Source organism: Enterocloster aldenensis (assembly GCF_003434055.1).
GTDB lineage: Bacteria > Bacillota > Clostridia > Lachnospirales > Lachnospiraceae > Enterocloster > Enterocloster aldenensis.
The window spans coordinates 61682-79381 of sequence record NZ_QVEX01000006.1 but is presented as its reverse complement, the minus strand read 5'-3'; the positions used below and the strand labels follow the sequence as shown (position 1 = coordinate 79381).

Annotated in this window: 21 protein-coding genes; 7 read left to right on the top strand and 14 right to left on the bottom strand. The window is 48.7% G+C overall.

Going from position 1 to position 17700, the window contains the following annotated elements:
* Positions 1–34: 34 nt before the first annotated feature.
* The 6 genes from DWX59_RS13845 (at position 35) to DWX59_RS13820 (ending at position 5908) form a co-directional block, all read left to right on the top strand.
* Positions 35–856: a hypothetical protein gene (locus DWX59_RS13845; RefSeq protein WP_117559821.1), complete on the top strand. Its 822-nt coding sequence runs from the start codon at positions 35–37 to the stop codon at positions 854–856.
* The gene (locus tag DWX59_RS13840) at positions 857–3022 is read left to right on the top strand and encodes a penicillin-binding transpeptidase domain-containing protein (RefSeq protein WP_409337935.1); all 2166 of its coding nucleotides are present in this window, start codon (positions 857–859) and stop codon (positions 3020–3022) included.
* Between the two features lie 2 nt (positions 3023–3024).
* Entirely contained in the window at positions 3025–3705 is a 681-nt protein-coding gene (locus tag DWX59_RS13835; protein ID WP_235845051.1) for a sensor histidine kinase, read from the top strand.
* 117 nt (positions 3706–3822) lie between these two features.
* Positions 3823–4182 carry a hypothetical protein gene (locus DWX59_RS13830; protein WP_117559820.1) on the top strand — a complete coding sequence of 120 codons (360 nt, stop codon included), beginning with the start codon at positions 3823–3825 and terminating at the stop codon, positions 4180–4182.
* A gap of 43 nt (positions 4183–4225) precedes the next feature.
* Positions 4226–4906, top strand: coding sequence for a response regulator transcription factor (locus tag DWX59_RS13825; RefSeq protein WP_117559819.1), 681 nt, complete (start codon positions 4226–4228; stop codon positions 4904–4906).
* A gap of 78 nt (positions 4907–4984) precedes the next feature.
* Positions 4985–5908: a HAMP domain-containing sensor histidine kinase gene (locus DWX59_RS13820; RefSeq protein WP_235845050.1), complete on the top strand. Its 924-nt coding sequence runs from the start codon at positions 4985–4987 to the stop codon at positions 5906–5908.
* Positions 5909–5911: 3 nt separating this feature from the next.
* Here the strand turns inward: DWX59_RS13820 and DWX59_RS13815 are convergent, their stop codons facing one another.
* The 6 genes from DWX59_RS13815 to DWX59_RS29620 all read right to left on the bottom strand — a co-directional run bounded on the left by DWX59_RS13815 (position 5912) and on the right by DWX59_RS29620 (position 12534).
* Positions 5912–6964, bottom strand: a complete 1053-nt coding sequence (locus DWX59_RS13815; RefSeq protein WP_117559817.1) for a tyrosine-type recombinase/integrase — start codon at positions 6962–6964, stop codon at positions 5912–5914.
* A gap of 13 nt (positions 6965–6977) precedes the next feature.
* Positions 6978–9692 (bottom strand): sensor domain-containing phosphodiesterase, encoded by a 2715-nt coding sequence (locus DWX59_RS13810; protein WP_117559816.1) that lies wholly within the window; start codon positions 9690–9692, stop codon positions 6978–6980.
* A gap of 833 nt (positions 9693–10525) precedes the next feature.
* Entirely contained in the window at positions 10526–11569 is a 1044-nt protein-coding gene (locus DWX59_RS13805; RefSeq protein WP_117559815.1) for a replication initiation factor domain-containing protein, read from the bottom strand.
* A gap of 216 nt (positions 11570–11785) precedes the next feature.
* The gene (locus DWX59_RS13800; RefSeq protein WP_117559814.1) at positions 11786–12031 is read right to left on the bottom strand and encodes a hypothetical protein; all 246 of its coding nucleotides are present in this window, start codon (positions 12029–12031) and stop codon (positions 11786–11788) included.
* Positions 12032–12241: 210 nt separating this feature from the next.
* Complete coding sequence (locus tag DWX59_RS28720) at positions 12242–12412, bottom strand: hypothetical protein (protein ID WP_166460227.1); 171 nt, start codon at positions 12410–12412, stop codon at positions 12242–12244.
* Entirely contained in the window at positions 12409–12534 is a 126-nt protein-coding gene (locus tag DWX59_RS29620) for a hypothetical protein (RefSeq protein WP_268878108.1), read from the bottom strand. Before DWX59_RS29620 ends, DWX59_RS28720 begins: the two co-directional genes overlap by 4 nt.
* Before the next feature lie 217 nt (positions 12535–12751).
* Between DWX59_RS29620 and DWX59_RS13795 the strand changes: the two genes are divergently transcribed.
* The gene (locus DWX59_RS13795; protein WP_117559813.1) at positions 12752–13033 is read left to right on the top strand and encodes a hypothetical protein; all 282 of its coding nucleotides are present in this window, start codon (positions 12752–12754) and stop codon (positions 13031–13033) included.
* 192 nt (positions 13034–13225) lie between these two features.
* On the opposite strand, the gene DWX59_RS13790 is transcribed toward DWX59_RS13795, so the two are convergent.
* The 8 genes from DWX59_RS13790 to DWX59_RS13760 all read right to left on the bottom strand — a co-directional run bounded on the left by DWX59_RS13790 (position 13226) and on the right by DWX59_RS13760 (position 17479).
* Positions 13226–13990 (bottom strand): zonular occludens toxin domain-containing protein, encoded by a 765-nt coding sequence (locus DWX59_RS13790; RefSeq protein WP_117559812.1) that lies wholly within the window; start codon positions 13988–13990, stop codon positions 13226–13228.
* A gap of 15 nt (positions 13991–14005) precedes the next feature.
* Positions 14006–14239, bottom strand: coding sequence for a hypothetical protein (locus DWX59_RS13785; protein WP_117559811.1), 234 nt, complete (start codon positions 14237–14239; stop codon positions 14006–14008).
* Between the two features lie 6 nt (positions 14240–14245).
* Positions 14246–15835: a hypothetical protein gene (locus DWX59_RS13780; protein ID WP_117559810.1), complete on the bottom strand. Its 1590-nt coding sequence runs from the start codon at positions 15833–15835 to the stop codon at positions 14246–14248.
* 65 nt (positions 15836–15900) lie between these two features.
* Positions 15901–16176 (bottom strand): major coat protein, encoded by a 276-nt coding sequence (locus DWX59_RS13775; protein ID WP_117559809.1) that lies wholly within the window; start codon positions 16174–16176, stop codon positions 15901–15903.
* A 20-nt stretch (positions 16177–16196) separates the two neighbouring features.
* Positions 16197–16322 carry a hypothetical protein gene (locus DWX59_RS29615; RefSeq protein WP_268878107.1) on the bottom strand — a complete coding sequence of 42 codons (126 nt, stop codon included), beginning with the start codon at positions 16320–16322 and terminating at the stop codon, positions 16197–16199.
* Positions 16323–16420: 98 nt separating this feature from the next.
* Positions 16421–16678: a hypothetical protein gene (locus tag DWX59_RS13770; protein WP_147325815.1), complete on the bottom strand. Its 258-nt coding sequence runs from the start codon at positions 16676–16678 to the stop codon at positions 16421–16423.
* Positions 16679–16823: 145 nt separating this feature from the next.
* Positions 16824–17045 (bottom strand): hypothetical protein, encoded by a 222-nt coding sequence (locus tag DWX59_RS13765; protein WP_117559807.1) that lies wholly within the window; start codon positions 17043–17045, stop codon positions 16824–16826.
* 173 nt (positions 17046–17218) lie between these two features.
* Entirely contained in the window at positions 17219–17479 is a 261-nt protein-coding gene (locus DWX59_RS13760; protein WP_117559806.1) for a hypothetical protein, read from the bottom strand.
* Positions 17480–17700: the final 221 nt, after the last annotated feature.

Sequence of the window (17700 nt, the reverse complement as noted above, 5' to 3'; positions counted from 1 at the left end):
GATTGGAAAACCAACAGCAAGGAGGGATTTTATCATGCCTGAAACCACTAACAGACAACCGGATAACAGGTCACGGCGTCTTTTTGCCGCCATTACCGCTGCAGCCACCCTTATGATCCTATGGGTGCTGTATGATTCGGAATTCCATTATGCCGATACTGCCAAAGGGCAGATGGAGGCGGCGGCTGATTATATAATAGATACAGACGGGAACAACAGCCTGCATTCGGTCCGGCCCGGTGACCCGCTGCATGTGATTGCATCAGGGAAGGTAAAAAAACATCTTTTTATTTTCTATGGCGCTGAAGACAGGGATAACATCCATGGCCTCGTCCATCTGATACAGGGAATCAATGGCAAATACCGTCTGTCCGATGCAAGCCTCAATCCATTTCCATACACAGCCGGGATCTATGCGGAACAGCTGCGGGTCAAGGGTAGCAATCTGGAACTGCTGGCACTGGCCGGTCACGGCTGCCAGGATATGGATGCATTCCGTATCACGTACGTATCATCCGTGGAAGGGTCTGCAAAGGAGACCACCCATGAACAGGTCTATCAGATAGAGGAGCCGGATTTCTTATGGCTTAAGGACATAAAGGAGCTGCGGCAAGAACTGGGCCTGGAGGACAATGCACGGATCCGCCTGTCAGCCGGGGAAATCCAGCTCCTTAACAAGGATGGGAATGATATCACCAGCCAATTTAAGGATCCTTTTGTAAGCCAGGGATGGGGCGGCGGAAAAGGAACCGCAGAAATGGGACTTCTGTACGTATTGATGGGGATTGTGGGCGGACTTGGATTAATATTAATCCGCTACTTACTCTATGACGACAAAAACCATGGGAGGCATTAAATGACAGGAAGCAGGAGAAGAAGCAGGAAAAAATGGAGCCGCCAAAAGGGAATACGGCGGGGAAAGGGCCTCATACTGGTCCTTGTGCTGATTGTGCTGGCAGGCGCCGGCATGGGCGGCGCATCCTACTATTATATACAGGCCAGGAAACAGGCGGCCATCCCAAAGCCGGATGAATTGTTTGTCCGGTACATTTCCTGCCTGTCCGAGGGCAGCTACGGGAAAATGTATGATATGCTGGACGACCAGAGCCGCCATGAGATAAGCCTGGAGGATTTCACTGCGCGCAACCAGAACATCTATGAAGGCATTGAGGCCTCCCATATCCAGGCTGACATCAAAAGCGTGGAGGAACCCCAGGAAAATGTGGCTGTGGTAACTTACCAGATGAGCCTTAATACAGTGGCGGGGGCAGTCTCATTCCCCAATCAGGTGACCTTTATAAGGAATGAAGAGGGATATTACCATATGTCCTGGAATGACCGGGTCATATTCCCTGAGTTCAGCAAGACAGACAAGGTCCGCGTGTATACGGAAAAGGCTGAACGCGGGGAAATTTATGACAGAAATGGAACGCTTCTGGCAGGCCGGGGCGCCGCATCCCTGGTAGGTCTTGTACCTGGCAGGATGAGCGCTGAGCCTGCCTCGGACATGGAACGCATTTCCTCCCTTCTGGGTATTTCCACGGAAAGCATTGAAAAAAAGCTTGGCGCGAAATGGGTCAAAGGCGACTCCCTGGTCCCCTTAAAGACCCTTAAAAAGGTCGATGAGTTAAATCTTAAGTCCGGGGAGCCAGGGGAGGAGAACCTGCTAAACCGCGCCCTTCAGGATGAGCTCCTGACCATCCCGGGTGTCATGATTACGGATACGCCGGTCCGTTCTTATCCCCTTGGGGAGCAGGCCTCCCACCTGATAGGATATGTGCAGAACGTAACGGCAGAGGACCTGGAAAAACATGCCGGGGAAGGATATCTGACCGACAGCGTTATCGGGCGCAGCGGCATGGAGGCTTTGTTTGAAAATGAACTGCGGGGCACCAATGGCTGTACGGTTGCCATCATCCGGGAAGACGGTTCCATGAACCGGGTGCTGGCAGCCATCCCCAAGCAGGACGGTAAAAACATTACCCTTACCATAGACAGCAATCTCCAAAGCGCCATATACCAGGCATTTAAAGAGGATAAAAGCTGTTCTGTTGCCATGAATCCTTATACAGGTGAGGTGCTGGCCCTTGTGAGCACGCCGTCCTATGACAACAATGACTTCATACTGGGTATGTCCCAGGAAAAGTGGACCGCGCTGAACGAGGATGTGCGCAATCCGCTGCTGAACCGCTTCAGGCAAAGGTTTGCCCCTGGTTCCTCCTTTAAACCCATAACCGGCGCCATTGGCCTGGATGCAGGAACCCTGGACCCGGACCGCGATTATGGCGAGGAGGGGCTGAGCTGGCAAAAGGACGAAAGCTGGGGCAATTATCATGTGACCACACTCCACAACACCAATCCGGCCACGCTGGAACATGCCATGGTGCTGTCCGACAATATTTACTTTGCAAAGGCTGCACTGGAAACCGGATATGATGCCTTTGCCTCCGGACTTGACCGCCTGGGCTTTAACCAGGACCTTCCCTTTGAAATCTCGGTGGCCAAATCCCAGTACTCCAATACGGACCGCATTGAGACAGAAATACAGCTGGCGGACAGCGGTTACGGACAGGGCCAGATATTGGTTAATCCTATCCATCTGGCCTCCCTCTATACCATGTTCCCCAATCGGGGAGATGTGATAAAACCCCGCCTGGTCCATGATAAAGATATGGAACCGGAGGTATGGCTTCCCGGTGCATTTTCACCGGAAATCACGGAGCGGATTGAAAATTCCCTTAAGCAGGTGGTGTCTTCCCCAGAAGGCACGGGGCGGGCCGCATACAGGGAGGACCTTACTCTTGCAGGCAAGACCGGGACAGCGGAAATCAAGGCCTCCAAGACCGATACCAGCGGAACGGAACTGGGATGGTTTGCCGTCTATACAGCAGACCCCAATCAGCCCACGCCCCTTCTTCTTGTGAGTATGGCGGAGGATGTGAAACATACAGGCGGCAGCGGACTGGTAGTGCGCAAGGATAAGACGGTGTTGGACACCTATCTGCCGGCTGCACCGCAGTAGGAATGGTCATGCTGTCGCGCAGCTATGTCCAGGCCCACGATGAGGCGGAGCGGATCAATGCCAACCTGGAGGAGCTGGTTAAACAGCGCACGGCCCAGCTGAACCATGCCAACCAACAGCTGAAAGCCTCCCAGACAGCACTTCAGGAAATGATCGGCAACATTTCCCATGACCTTAAGACGCCCCTGACCGTGCTCAATAATTATCTGGAGCTGCTGGGAGATGATATGATTGCTTCCAGTGAACAGGAGAGGACGGAATACCTCGGCATTGCCTATCACAAGAACCTGGACCTTCAGCGGCTCATCCACAACCTGTTTGAGGTTACCCGCATGGAATGCGGAACCATTGTCTATCATCCGGAGTGGGTATGTGCCGGATTCCTTATCGAGGAGGCGGACAGGAAGTACGGCGACCTGGTGCGGGATAAAGGGATTACCTTCCTGGTCCAATCTAATCATAGGCTGGAGCTTAAAATTGACAAAAACAAAATCTGGAGCATATTGGACAATTTAATCTACAATGGGCTGCGCCATACGCCGGAGAGCGGGGAAAAGGACGGTTCCAGCGGCCTGGGCCTGTATATCGTGAAGACGACGGCCGAGTCCATGGGTGGTTCTGTCTGGGTGGAAAGCACGTTGGGCAAGGGTACTGTTTTTACCGTCACCTTTTCTGCAAGATAGTTTTTTGATCCGGAACATGGATTTCTAACCGTGTTTTAACCTTATATTGTATATAATGAATGCGTGATCACATTGCAGCAGCCATAAAAAAACAATATAAACCGGAGGTAACAGATTATGATGAAACACAAAATGATGACATGTCTGGCCGTTACAGCCATTGCAACCGCAGCCCTTGGGATTCCCGCATTTGCAGCAGAGGCAAAACAGGAGATTTATACCGTAACAGTAAAAGAGGCTGACGGCAGAGAGACAGACATGAACATGACCTTACCTGACTTAGGAAATAATGGAAATGGGGTCCAGTACTATGATACGGAAAATGGGAGCACGGTTTCCATTGTGCGGGCAGATAATACGGATACCGGTAAAAAGCTGCCGCCTCAGAAAACCGATGGAAATGGCAACCGCTATTTCGAGATGGCAGATGGCAGCAGGGTCTATGTTACCCAGTCCAGGGGAGTTTCCGTCAATTAACCGTATGGAACATAAATAAGCGGATGGAAGGATATGGTATGCAATGAGGCTTTTAATTGTGGAGGATGAGGATGATATGAGGGAAGCGTTATGCTGCGGACTGAGGAAACGCGGTTATGCCGTGGACTCCTCGGGTGACGGTGCAGAAGCTGTCCATCTGTGTTATATCAACCGCTATGATCTGGTGGTACTTGACCTGAACCTACCGGGCATGGATGGAATGAAAGTCCTCAGGCACATACAATCCCTGGAAAACCATACAAAGGTACTGATACTTTCCGCCCGCTCAGAACTAACAGACAAGATAGCGGGATTGGACAGCGGTGCAAGCGATTATCTTACCAAGCCCTTTCATTTCCAGGAACTGGAGGCGCGTATCCGTATGCTGCTCCGGCGTTCTTTCACCCAGGCAGACGCCGCCCTGATGTGGGGCGGCCTTTGCCTGGATACAAATGCAAGGACCGCGAGCTGTAACGGCATTCCGCTGGAGCTGACCATGCGTGAATTTGCCATACTCGAATATCTGATGATGCATATGGGCAGACCGGTAAGCGCCGAGGAACTGATGGAACATGTGTGGGACAGCGAGGCAGACCCATTTTCCAATCAGGTCAAGGTTTATATCAGCGTCATCCGCCGCAAGCTGCTTGCAGTTACCAAGGATGATATCATAAGGAATATCCGTGGAGCCGGTTATCTCATTGGCGGGGAGGAGAGGAAATAGCAGTACTTTGTTACCCAGTCAGATGAATACGATATTGTTGTATCCACCGCAGTCCCGGCTGAGACAGATCCAGGGGAAATGACATTTACCATAAAGCAGGCCGGCAACCGGTTCAATCTATGGGGAGTTGCCGGCCTGGTCCTCATGCTTTTCCTGGGAACAGGCGCAACCTGGCTCATGGCCGGGAAAGCGCTGAAGCCGCTGGGGGAGCTGACGGATACCATTGAAGAGATTGGAGGCAATAACCTGTCCCGCCGTGTGGAACATCAGGACAGGGCGGATGAAATTGGACAGCTTGCAGGTTCCTTTAATCATATGATGGACAACGTCAGCGCCTCCTTTGAGCGCCAGCAGCGTTTTTCAGCCAGCGCTGCCCATGAACTTAAGACCCCCCTTGCAACCATGCTGGTGAACCTGGATGTGCTGGACATGGAGGAAAAGGCTTCGGCAGCCCAGATGGAACGGGTGCTGTCAATTGTCAGGACCAACACGGAGCGGATGATCCGTCTGGTGGACAATCTGTTCCAGCTGACAACAGAGAAGAGCAGTGAAATGTGTGAGGAAGTGCCGGTAGATGAAATGTTTGCGGAAATCCTGGAAGAACTGTCCGCTCAGCTGAATGCAAAGCACCTGTCCGTGTCCCTTAGCAGCCTGTCAGGCATAAAGCTGACTGGGAACCGCACCATGCTTTACAGGGCAATGAGTAATCTGGTTGAAAATGCAGCAAAATATAACCGTGAAAACGGCTCCATATTTATCTCGGCCAGCCAGCAGCAGGAGGACGTCATCATAAAAATAGAGGATACAGGTATCGGAATCCCAAAAGAAGAGTGTGAGCGTATTTTTGAACCCTTTTACAGGGTTGACCAGTCGCGGTCGCGGTCCATTGGAGGGGCAGGGCTGGGACTGGCCCTTGTGAAGGATATTGTGGAGAAACACAGAGGGACCATCCAGGTGCACAGCAGGGCGGGGCAGGGGAGTGAATTCATTTTATATTTGTGAAGATTACTTTTCCCTAAGCCTTACCTTATTCCGGGCGCTGCGCCTGCGCTCATCCTCCAGGGCCGCATAATGGCGCTTCGTGGTATTTACATCTGAGTGGCCGAGAACATCTGCCACCAGATAGATATCCCCCGTTTCACGGTACAGGTTGGTGCCATATGTACTTCGCAGTTTATGGGGGGTAATAGGTTTCAGGGGAGAAACAATCCTGGCATACTTTTTCACCAGGTTCTCCACACTGCGGACCGCCATACGTCTGCGCTGAAGGGAGAGGAAGAGGGCGTCTTCATGGCCTTTTTCCGGGATGATGCGGTCCCGTTCTTCCAGGTAGTCCAAAAGGGCATCCTCCACCTCTGTCCCAAAATATACGGTCACTTCTTTGCCGCCTTTGCGGTAGATGCGGATTCCGCCATTTTTAAAATCTATATCGGCAATATTAAGCCCCACACATTCAGATACGCGGATACCCGTGCCAAGCAGAAGGGTAAGCAGGGCCAAATCACGGACTTTTGTCTTCTGGTGATAAGACTTCTGCTTATCCGTTAATTTTTCTCCCTGTTCCACCTCATCTAAAAGCAGGGCAACCTCATCAATGTCCAGACGTATGATTTCCTTTTCATGAAGTTTTGGAAGCTGCACAAGGGCAGCAGGATTATTTTTGATGCGTTCATTGCGGTAAAAATAATTATAAAAGCTTTTCAGGGAGGAAATCTTTCTCATGATTCCACGTTCTTTGTTCATGACTTCCTGCTTTTTATCATTGAAGCGGTACTTAAGGTATTCCATATATTCCTCAAAATCCGTAACTGACAGCTGGTCCAGGTGCTCCAGGGCAATATCCCTTATTTCCAGTTTGGACAGCATGGGATTCTCCCGGTGCAGGAAATCAAAGAATACATGAAGATCATAGGCGTATGCAATCCGCGTCCTGGAGGAAGTCCTGGGTTCTATGCCACGGAAAAAGTCACTGCAAAAGGGGGGCAGATCCCTGACCAATCCCCGCAGCTTTAATATATTCTCCCTGTCTATCTGTTCGTGGTATGATAAATTGCTCATTTAAATCAATGCCTCACTTGTCAATCGTTGTGTTCAGATACCGTTCTTCATACTCATCCGTGGAAATAGGCCTGCTGAACAGGAATCCCTGTGCCAGACCCACGCCGCAGGAGCGCAGGGTTGAAAACTGTTCTTCTGTTTCAATCCCCTCGGCCACCATATCGATTCCCAGCTTGGTACAGATTTCCGAGATGGATTCCACAACCGCCTTTGTCTTTGGATTACTGGAGATATTATCTATCATGCTCTTATCCAGTTTCAGCACATCAAATTCCACCTCTGACAAAAGGGCCAGATTCGCATACTCGGTTCCAAAATCATCAATGGCGACCGTAAAGCCGGCCTGGCGCAGCTTTGATATAAGATATTTAATATCCAGACCTTCCATGTCATGCACCCGTTCCGTCACTTCAATCTGCATATATCTGGGAGATATATGGTAGGAACTGCAGATAGCCGTAAGCTGCTCAACAAAGGAGGGCTGCATCAGGGACGCGGTGGAGAAGTTCACGGAAACGGGAAATGCCTGCCTGCCATTGTCAATCCATCCCTTCAGCTTTGCGCACACAAACCTGAACACATAAAAATCAATGAGGCTGATGGACTCGGCCTCCTCCAGCAGAGGAAGGAAATTCCCCGGAAGGACCAGTGTGTCTGACTTGGAACGATAGCGGATAAGGGCCTCGGCGCCCACTGCCGAACGGTCAGAGGAGGAAATCTTAGGCTGCAGGTAAACCACAAAATGGTTCTGGTCAATTTCTTCCTGAAGCACGGACGGGTCTGCCAGGTGCAGGATTTCGTCACTGTGATGGCGGTAACGGTGGGAGACAGGGTGTGTGCGGTAAAATTCCTTTTTATCTTCATACATTTCAGCATCAGCATTGGCAATGATCTGGCTTAGGTTCTCAACCTTGTGCGTCCACTGGGAGCCGATAGCTGCCTGATAATGAGGGTCATTCTGGAATTGTGCCTTTAGTTCCCGGAGCTTGCTGTGAAAAACATCCTTTTCCATGCCTGGACAGATAATCACAAACTCATCGCCGCCTATCCTATAAAAGTCAGCGCCCATAAACACTGATCTCATGCGCCTGGCGCATTCCACCAGCACCTTATCGCCATATTCATGTCCGTACTGGTCGTTGATGTCCTTTAATCCATTTACATCCAGATAAGCAATGCCGACCGGTCTGCCTGTATAGGCCAGGGCATTCGTGTCCTCTATGTAACGGTTCCTGTTATAGAAGGAGGTAAGCGTATCAAAATAGCTCATGTGGGACAGCTGCCGCTGGCTTTCCGCATGGCGGCGGGCCAGAAGAAGGAAATAGCACAGGGTCTGAAGCAGCGGGGCTATATTCATGATCCGTTCCGGAGGAGGATTGTCAACCCCAAGATATCCAAGCAGTTTTCCATCTTCTTCCAAGGGCGCTGCCACAAGGCTGGATATGGACTGCCCATGCAGTATCCTGTATTCATCCGGCTCCGAATCCTTAAGCTGTCCCAAATCCTTTATGATGATGCATTCCTTCCGGTTAAAATATGTAATCCATCTCTCAATCAGGGAAAGGGGGAGCGCCTGAAGATATTCTTTCTGAGGCAATATGCCGTCGGCACACCATTCATAATCATTGTACATCAGCCCATCCCTGATATATATGATATAAGTACGGTCCGCTGACAGGAAACTTCCGAACATACGCAATACCTGTGTTGTGGTTTCCACGATATCATTTTGCTGATATAAGGCGCTGATACAGTTGGTTACCATTTTTTCTGCATCCAATGTAAACTTCAGCTGCTGTTTTTCCTTCTCAGACTCAGTAGTATCAAATGCGATTTCCATACGGGCCGGCCGGTCCTCCCACTCAATCAGGCGGTCCTTCAGGATATAATGACGTCTGGTCAGGGGATTGGTGTATTCCCATGTGTAATTTTCCCCTTCCTTCAGATGAGGAGTGGTACAGAATTCGCAGGGCGCTTCCTTTCCCTGAAGGACCCGGTAGCATTTCTTTCCCTCCAGCGAATCCACATGGAAGGTTTCCATGCCTGCCTTATTAAGGAACAGCAGATCATAGGTCTCAACATCCGAGACATAGATAAGTTCCGGGATATCATTCATGGGTCCACGAAGGCCTTCTGCCATGCGGGACAGGTGTTCCTTCCTTTTCCTGTTTTCTTCTTCGGCTTTCTCCAGTTCCCTTTGACGCTTTGCCTGGTTGGCACTATATATGTATAATAAAACCATGAGCAGGACAAAGGCGCAGTTCAGGATGAACATGCTCCTTTGTGCAGAACGAACGCTTTTTTCAGAAAACATTTCCGCTGTGGCCACGGTCTGGTCCGCCAATCCGAAAAATGCTTCGCTGGCCTCGAAGAGGGCATCCGTATCCCCGCCCGCGCGCACAAGATAAATTTCCTCTTTCATCTGTTCCCATTCATCACGCATCCGGACAATAAGCCCCTGAAACTCGTCACTGTCAAGACGCGTAAGTCCATGCTCCCCCTGCCCGGTCTGCAGCTCCTCCAGGATGCCTTCTATCTGCCCAATCAGCGCATCGTTGGGAAAATGATTCAGCTCCTGTTTTATCAGACGCTGTGTGGCTCCGCGCACCACACCGGCATAATTTATGACCTTGGCATTTCCCTGCAGGTTATGAATGAAGAAGAGGGAGACCAGGCTTGAAACAAGAAGGGCCGCGATCAATATGATTGGAAATATTTTCTTTTGCATGTGGTACCTCCAGATTAAAATAGTGCTAATAATCCATTCATATAATCATAACAAATTGGGAGATAAAGTCAATAACAACCCGAAACATTCTGCTGTAAAGCAGATATTAGGGTATTTAAATGTCATAGATGACAGTGTATACATAGGAGAGGAGAGAAGATGGGGAAATGACTTATCAGCAGCGCAATGTTAATAAGCCTGACAATCCATACAAAACTGCCGGGGACAGTGTAATCAATCTGCGTCTGGTGGCTTACCATGGATGGTATTAACTATTCCATGGATGGTGTCAACTATTCGCGAAACTCATAAATGGCCCTGATATGGGATAAGCAGGAATAGGACTGCATCATCAAGCCTTTATGAAACAGCTGATAACGGCATATAGCAGACACTCCGGAATCAGCACAGGCAGGAAATCAACACACAGGAAATCAGCGCACCAGCTCACAGGAGAAGCTGTACTATGTCAGATGGATTCCGTACAGTCTGATAATTATTACCTGCATTAATTATCAATAAGGAGGTCCTGCAATATGGCAACCATAACCAAAAGGATGTGAAAGCATCCAAAGAAGTAGCAACGGGGGGCATACCAGACACCACCTTTATTCAATTATTCAATTTTATTCCATATGGATACTGATTCAGATAATTGATTGATGGATGTTATAGAAACCCTGTTAACTATTCGTTAAACGGCCCAATGTTTCGCGAAAACCCATCCATAAGGGTGGTAGTTGCAAGGCGCCGGACTTCTAATTTCACGCCGGACGGCGCCTGTCTGCAACTATTTGCGAAACAGTAGTTTAACGAGATAGTTGTAATCTATATCAACCACCCAATTCAACCATTGCCATTTTATATAATGACTTATTCATGCGGCTTAGACCGTTTTCCAAGTTATCTTCCACAAATTCAAGGCTACCACCATCCGCCAGGATGACAGCGGCAAGGGTGGGCATGACCTGTCTTTTTATCCAGGTCTTTTTCTCGTCCATGGTCTTTTCATACTTTGGGACCGTTATCTTGAGTGACGATATCCCGTCCATGAAATCAGCCCAGACAGAATGTGTAGAACACCTTGAACGGTTGATATCATCAAGTTCAATCATCCTCATGTAATGCCCCAAAACACCAACAGCTACAGCACCCAGGGGGATACCGGATGTAAGCATCTTGGATACACTGACCGCCCGGTCATTCTTAAGTTCCAGTTCCCAGCGCACCCAGGGATTATCAATATGGGTACCGGATGCGGACAGCTTACGGTTGCGTTCCAACTGCTTATCGTATACCCTCAAAAATATATCACTTGTACGGCTACCGAAGTATACCGTATGGCCTGTTTTCTTACCTGAGACTTCGGATTCAACAACATTACGCATGTTGCGGAATTTTGAAACAATCTGGGTATTCCCATACAGGCCGCACACATCATCCGTGGTAAAATAATTACAGCCGATATCATCAATCGCCACATCAATCCTGGTAACATGACCATTATCCCGTATGCGTTCCAGGAGAGCCACCATGAAGGTGCTGTCAAAATCTATATCATACCCCTCACCGAAGGGGGTATCCACTTTCAAAGTTTCCGAAAAGCTACGGACCAGTTCGCCGATGGCGGAGCCAGCCACATCAATATGTATACCCATGCCGGGATTACCGTCACAGAGAACCGAAAGGGAATAGCCATTGAGCCGGAACATGGTCTTGTAGCCACGTGCGCCCCTTGGCATCCGTGTGAAATCCTCCATCACATAGCCGAACATATCCAGCACATCCACAACATCAGCCGTTGACATGACCGTGAACGACAGCCAGTCAACGGATACGACTAACCCGTTATCCAGGGTTATTAAGTTTCCTTCCATCCCAACCTCCAATGTATTTAGTACCCCCGTATTACCCTACGGGGGTTTTACAAGCCATCCCTGGCGTGGGACAGCACAACGTAGGCGCATATACGCCTATCGGCTACCATGACGAATGACAGGCAGGGCTAATCTGGCACTATGGGCGGACAAGGAAACGTGGGATTGCAACCATTAGGAACTGGCTGGAACCGAAGAAACCAGCCAGCAGGAGAGTTATTTCATGATTTTGAATGAGCAAGCCTTACCTTTACGGTTACGCTCAAAATCAACTTCCATACCAGGCTTAACATCATAGATACCAGGAATTTCCAGCCTGTCAGGAACAAAGAATGATTCGCAAAACTCACCGTTAACATCCGGGTCCTTATAGGTGCAGTGAAGCTTTACGCCCTTAACGATTTCTCCCGTGTCATGGTTTGTAAAATTAAGAATTTGAGTACCAACAACTTTTGCTTTCATCAATAAATCCTTCCTTTCATTATTCTATTATCAACGTACCGCCCAGGGCGTTTACATCAACCTGGGAGGGCAGTATCTCTGCCTAATAACAGCCGTCAGTTTCTCGATATCCACTGACAAACAGACCGAACCAACAAAAATCCTTTCCTCTGTGTTTCACGGGCTGGGAACCGTCCACCAATCAAGGGGGCCACATTAAAGGGGAAGGGGCTAGGCCCCTTGCTCTATTTCTTTTAAACTTTTATCCAGTTTCTGCAACAAACTGAATTTAGTCCTTGCTATCAGGATTGATTGCTCATTACCGCTTTCCATTGATTCAAATAAATCATCCGTAACCATATCCTTGTATTTACGGAAAACTTCCTTCTCTTTCTTTGTCATTCCGAATCCTCCTCCTTGTCTGAGCCATCTGACAGCCAATCATAATCATAGTCATAATCTTCCGTACCTTCATGGTAGTGATAACACGCCAATACAGCATCTACATAAGCGCCCATATCCATATCATTTTCCCCTTTCAAAACTGTGATTCATTTGGTATACTTACCTTGACGATAAGCCCCATTCTCACTACTACATCAAGCGTCCTCGTTGCTATGGGGCCTATCAACCTTGCAACTATAGTATACTACATCTTGCGTAAGATGTATATAGAAATCTTGCACAAGATGTAAATGAATTTATTATGCATCTTACACAAGATGTATGAGGAAATAATAAATGAGTGATTTCAACGCAACAAAATACAAAAATGAATTTAATAAAGAATCATACGATAGAGCCAGCATAAACTTTCCAAAAGGTCAGAAAGCGGTAATAGAAGCGCACTGGAAATCAAAGGGATACAAGTCCCTTAACGCCTACGTGAATGACCTGATAGCAAGGGATATGAAGCCGGCCGGAGGGGAGGGCATCCACATCCAGAACAGCAGTGGTGTCATAGTAGGGGACAACAAGGGAAAAGTGATAGTAGGAGACATAAACGGTAACATAACCATGTAAAAAACATCCTCCCCAGCAATTCCATACAATTGCAAGGGGGGGGGTCTATTTTGCAGATAATACTCATAAGAGCCATACACATAGGAATTGCCATACTAACCCATAAATACACCATTGAAATATGCATACTATTGATTCTAATCATCATCATCCATGCCCAGGCCAGGACAATAAAGGAACAGGAGGACGAGATTAAATGGATGCGGTTGATGTACCGTCAACACAACAATTAGAAGTATCCGGACAAACAGGAGACAGGACCGGGGCATCATCAGCGGTTGTAACATCCGGGCAGACCGGGCAGTCGCCCGGCGTGGCCCCCACGCCCCCTTCCGTGCGCCTGTCCGCCCTGTCCAGCAGTGCAAACGTATCATAGATACTGTAGTACCTTTTCCTGCACTGGAAGAACTCACTGCCTACCTTCTCTTTCATGGGATACCAGATTTTCACCTTGACGAAAAGGTTGGTGGGGGAGAGCAGGAGACAGGACAGGAACACACCCTTAAGGCCCATGTTGTTCACCTTGCGATGGATGTATTCATACTCAATCAATCCGCGAACCTGCCTATCCAGCATGCGGTCAAACTGGGCACACAGGATGATGAAGAAACCGAAGTGCCTGTGCATGGTGAAGAACCAGTTCCAGCGGTCGCGGCCCTTGGCAGACCAGTCACGTGCATTGAACAATAACTGGGCCTCGTCAATGACCAGAAGTATGCTGTCCTCCTTACATGGACGGCCTGAAAAATACGCCCTGGAAAAGGCAACCAATGCATCCGGGTCAAGTTCACCGTTAGGCACAAAGTGGATGTCCTTCCTGCGCCGGACACGTATGTTATCCTCATTGAGTGGGAAGTTACAGATGATAGGCGCACCACGCCTACACCAGTTATGGATGGTCCTGGCAGTATCCAGGGACTTACCACTTCCAGGAGTACCGGAATATAACACAATCATGCAGACATACCTCCCTTAATCAATCGCATTGACCGTGCGCAATATGGCACTGACAACATAATACAGGCCGACTGCAGTCCCCCATGCGGTGAGGATTGCAATGAAGTCACTGACCGGGACAAAGTAGTTGAAGAAGCTTATATATGGTATCGATGCAATGTTATCGATGAACCCACGGAACGGGGAGTCCGGCAGTAAATCAATGGCTATCCCCATCATATAACTTAACGCCTTGAATACAACTGACATATCATCCTACCCCCTTATCATGTCACGTGTGACGGATATCAGACCAGCAATGAAAAGCAGGTCAAGCATGGTCCTAAGTATCTTAACAGCGGCATCCCATTCGGACATATCAACCACAAAAGTATGAGCATAGTCAAATGATTGATAGTGTATCTCAAAGGGCAGTTCAAAGCGTGGGACTTCGACAGATGCATTCATGGACTTGACCAGATATATCACATCGAACGGGATGCAGAACGGGAACTTATCTGAGATGGAAGAGGGCATCTTCATATCCTCCAAATCCTTGTCACTGTCCTCAGGTTCAAGCTTCCTGTCAAACATGGCTTCAATCGTTGCCGGGATGGCTTCCACCTTCGCAAGGATGGCGGCAAGGGTGGCTTTTGTTTCCGTGTCCTCACCTTCCCCGGTTGTCGCTGATTCCGTAGGCAGGACAACATCATTCCCCCAGCCAATCACAAGTCCGGCTTCCTTCAATGCGGCTTCCAACTCATCAATCCTGTCCATGGCATCATCCAGGCGTTCCAGCAGTCCGGCGGCATCCACCCCCGTCTGGGGAAGCGTTATGACGGACGGAACGACCTTGACTTCCGTGGTCTGGGCCTGCTGGTTGACATTGGTCACAGGAAGCCCCTGGCCCACCTTGTTATATACATCCTGCATGGACTGGTCAGCCGCATACGCATCCGCGGCGGCCTTGTTCGCAAAGACCGGGAAGGGCAGTTTGTGGATTGCTTCGGATGGGAGATAGAAAGCACCATCCTCGGTATACTGCCTTACATTATTGGATACAATACCATTCGTGCGCTTATAGGTATAACGCCATGTGAAAACCTGCATGGAACGTGCTTCGCCGATATAGGGCGGCAGACCATATATATACCTGGCACGCAACAGCCAACGGCCCTGTGGTGCATCGTAAGATTCAAGATAAGCATAAGGCTTGTGTGAAGCAGAAAATCCCTCAGGGTAATAATAGTTATATACCCAGGTTATGTCACTATCATTATAAGGAGTATTATAAGATGCAAGGACAGCCTGATATTGGCTGGGGCCGGGCGTACCCTTAAGGGCGATTTCCTGGAACGGAGCAAACGATTTGATGTAATCCAATGCACCCGTACCGTAGGACGAGAACGTCTTGAGATATCCCTGTATACTCGCCGTCACATCAGCCGCCGTACCCTTGACACCATCATACCAGCCATTCAGTATCCCCTTGCCCAGCGTGATATCCGTACCGCCAGCATCCGACCAATCAAGTTGCATCCAGTCCGTAAGCGTACCGGCATTCTCGATTGCCTTCTGCTTCAAGGCTTCCGTATCCGCATTATGGGACAGGTCATACAGGTACTGGCTGTAACTGCCAAGTTCACCCCGTTCCCCCTGTGACAGATAATCGTTATAATCCGACCATTCACCCAACCAGGAATTGACGGATGATAAGGGTACATCAATCCCATTCGCGGACAGCAACGTGTCAAAGACATATTCCGCAACCGTAGGGACGGCAGGAGCCGCCAGGGCGGTGAGGGGGAACATGGACAGCAGGAGGAGGGAGAGGGCGGCGCATAAAAACCGTTTCAAATAACGCATATCATTACCCCTTTCAAATGGCTTGGGACAGCCATCACTATGACGACTGTCCCAAAGTAGATTGATTATGCCTTGCCAGCAATACGCTTGAACACCTTAAGGCCGATTGTGATGACCAGGCCAGCACCGACCAGCGGTAAGGCAATCGGAATCACACCGTTGATTGCAGTTGTAGCAGATGTAGCAATGGATGTACAGGCAGTAATCAACGGGTCGGCGGCATCACCCTCAGCCGCAAAGGATGTAACCGTGCCGAGCAGGAGAGGGGCCGCAACAGCAACACCACCAACCGCACAACGTGCAACAGTAACCCTATTCTGGAATCTCTCTTTCATAGTCATAATTTCTTTCTCCTTTTTAATTAGATTTTTTTAAATATATTGATAACCACATGGACACCTACACCAGCTAGCATGGGCAGACAACCAAGCAGGAAACCAACGCCTACATATGGGGCATACATTGTTAATAATCCATCAATCTGCATACTAAAAACCCCCATCCATCAAACCGACCATCGTGATTACCACGAAGGCCAGGGCCAACATAAAAGCAACAAAACCATCACCATTGTAACGCATACAGTCACCACCTCAGGAAACGGCTGAATATGGAGCACAACAGGCAACCCAGAATCAGCGCAAGAAGGAAATCAGCGCACAGGAGAAGCTGTACAATATCAGCCGTATTTTCAGCAGTACGGAAGATACTTGCATTATCAACGGACGTGTCCAGGGATTCGGACTGCATCAGTTGCCATTCATAATCATTCAGTAAGTCCTGCAATGCAGTAACGTCATGACCAGAAGGTTGTGAAGCATCCGAAGGAGTAGCAACGAACATACAGACACCACCTTCATTCAATTTTATTTTCAAATGGATTCTGATTCAGATAATTGATGGATGTTATAGAAACACCTCCAACTATTCGTTAAACTAGACTTATTAGGAATAGTTACTTTATTTTATTAAGTGGATAGTACATCTGTTATGACAAAGAAGAATCCGAAAGAGCATCAGCAACCTTATCATGAACTGATTTCAAAACCTTGATTTCAGATTCCGCAATGCTGAAACGCTCTGACGTGTTTATATCATCAAGGGAACGAATACGGCGTATCCTGGCGCAACGTTCCAATAATTCATCCAGACGGACGTTTACTACCCGGTTAAGGTATCGTAATTCACGTTCCGTAAGTTCAATTTTCATCCAACCACTACTTTCTTATAATCTGTAACACATTTCCCATATCCGCGACACCGTAGGTGCATCCGGGACATGATGAACCGCGACCGCCAGGAACCTGGCACCAATCAGCAATCAAGGGGAAGGAGTATCCCCGGCCCCTAGATAATACCTGGGGCCGGGGAATAGTGCATACGCTAGTTAGGTGAATCAACTATCTGGACAGCATCAACAAAACCCCTGCGGTCAAAATTAAAATCCACATAGTCCTCAGGATGGATACCGGAGATATCCGGCGCATACTGACCATTCCAGACATCCACATTCTCCACCCTGACACCACGGACCTTATCCGGCTGACGGGAAGGAACAGAATAAAAACGGGTAAAATCATAAGGCTTACCTGTCTTTTTAGAAACGCCTTCGAACCTCTCAATACCTAAAACATGATATACCATAACTAATCCTCACTTTCTTTAAACTAACTAATTGGTTATATTATAGACCAGGGCAGGGCCACGGAGGGATACCCTGGGGGCAACCTAAATAGGCGGAATATCGTCTGAATCCTCATTTATGTAAGACAAGATGGCTTCAAGACGGGAAAAATGATACTGTAATACATCAACACGGCACTGGTCATGCAACGCCATGGCACGACAGATTGCCACGCTGGTTT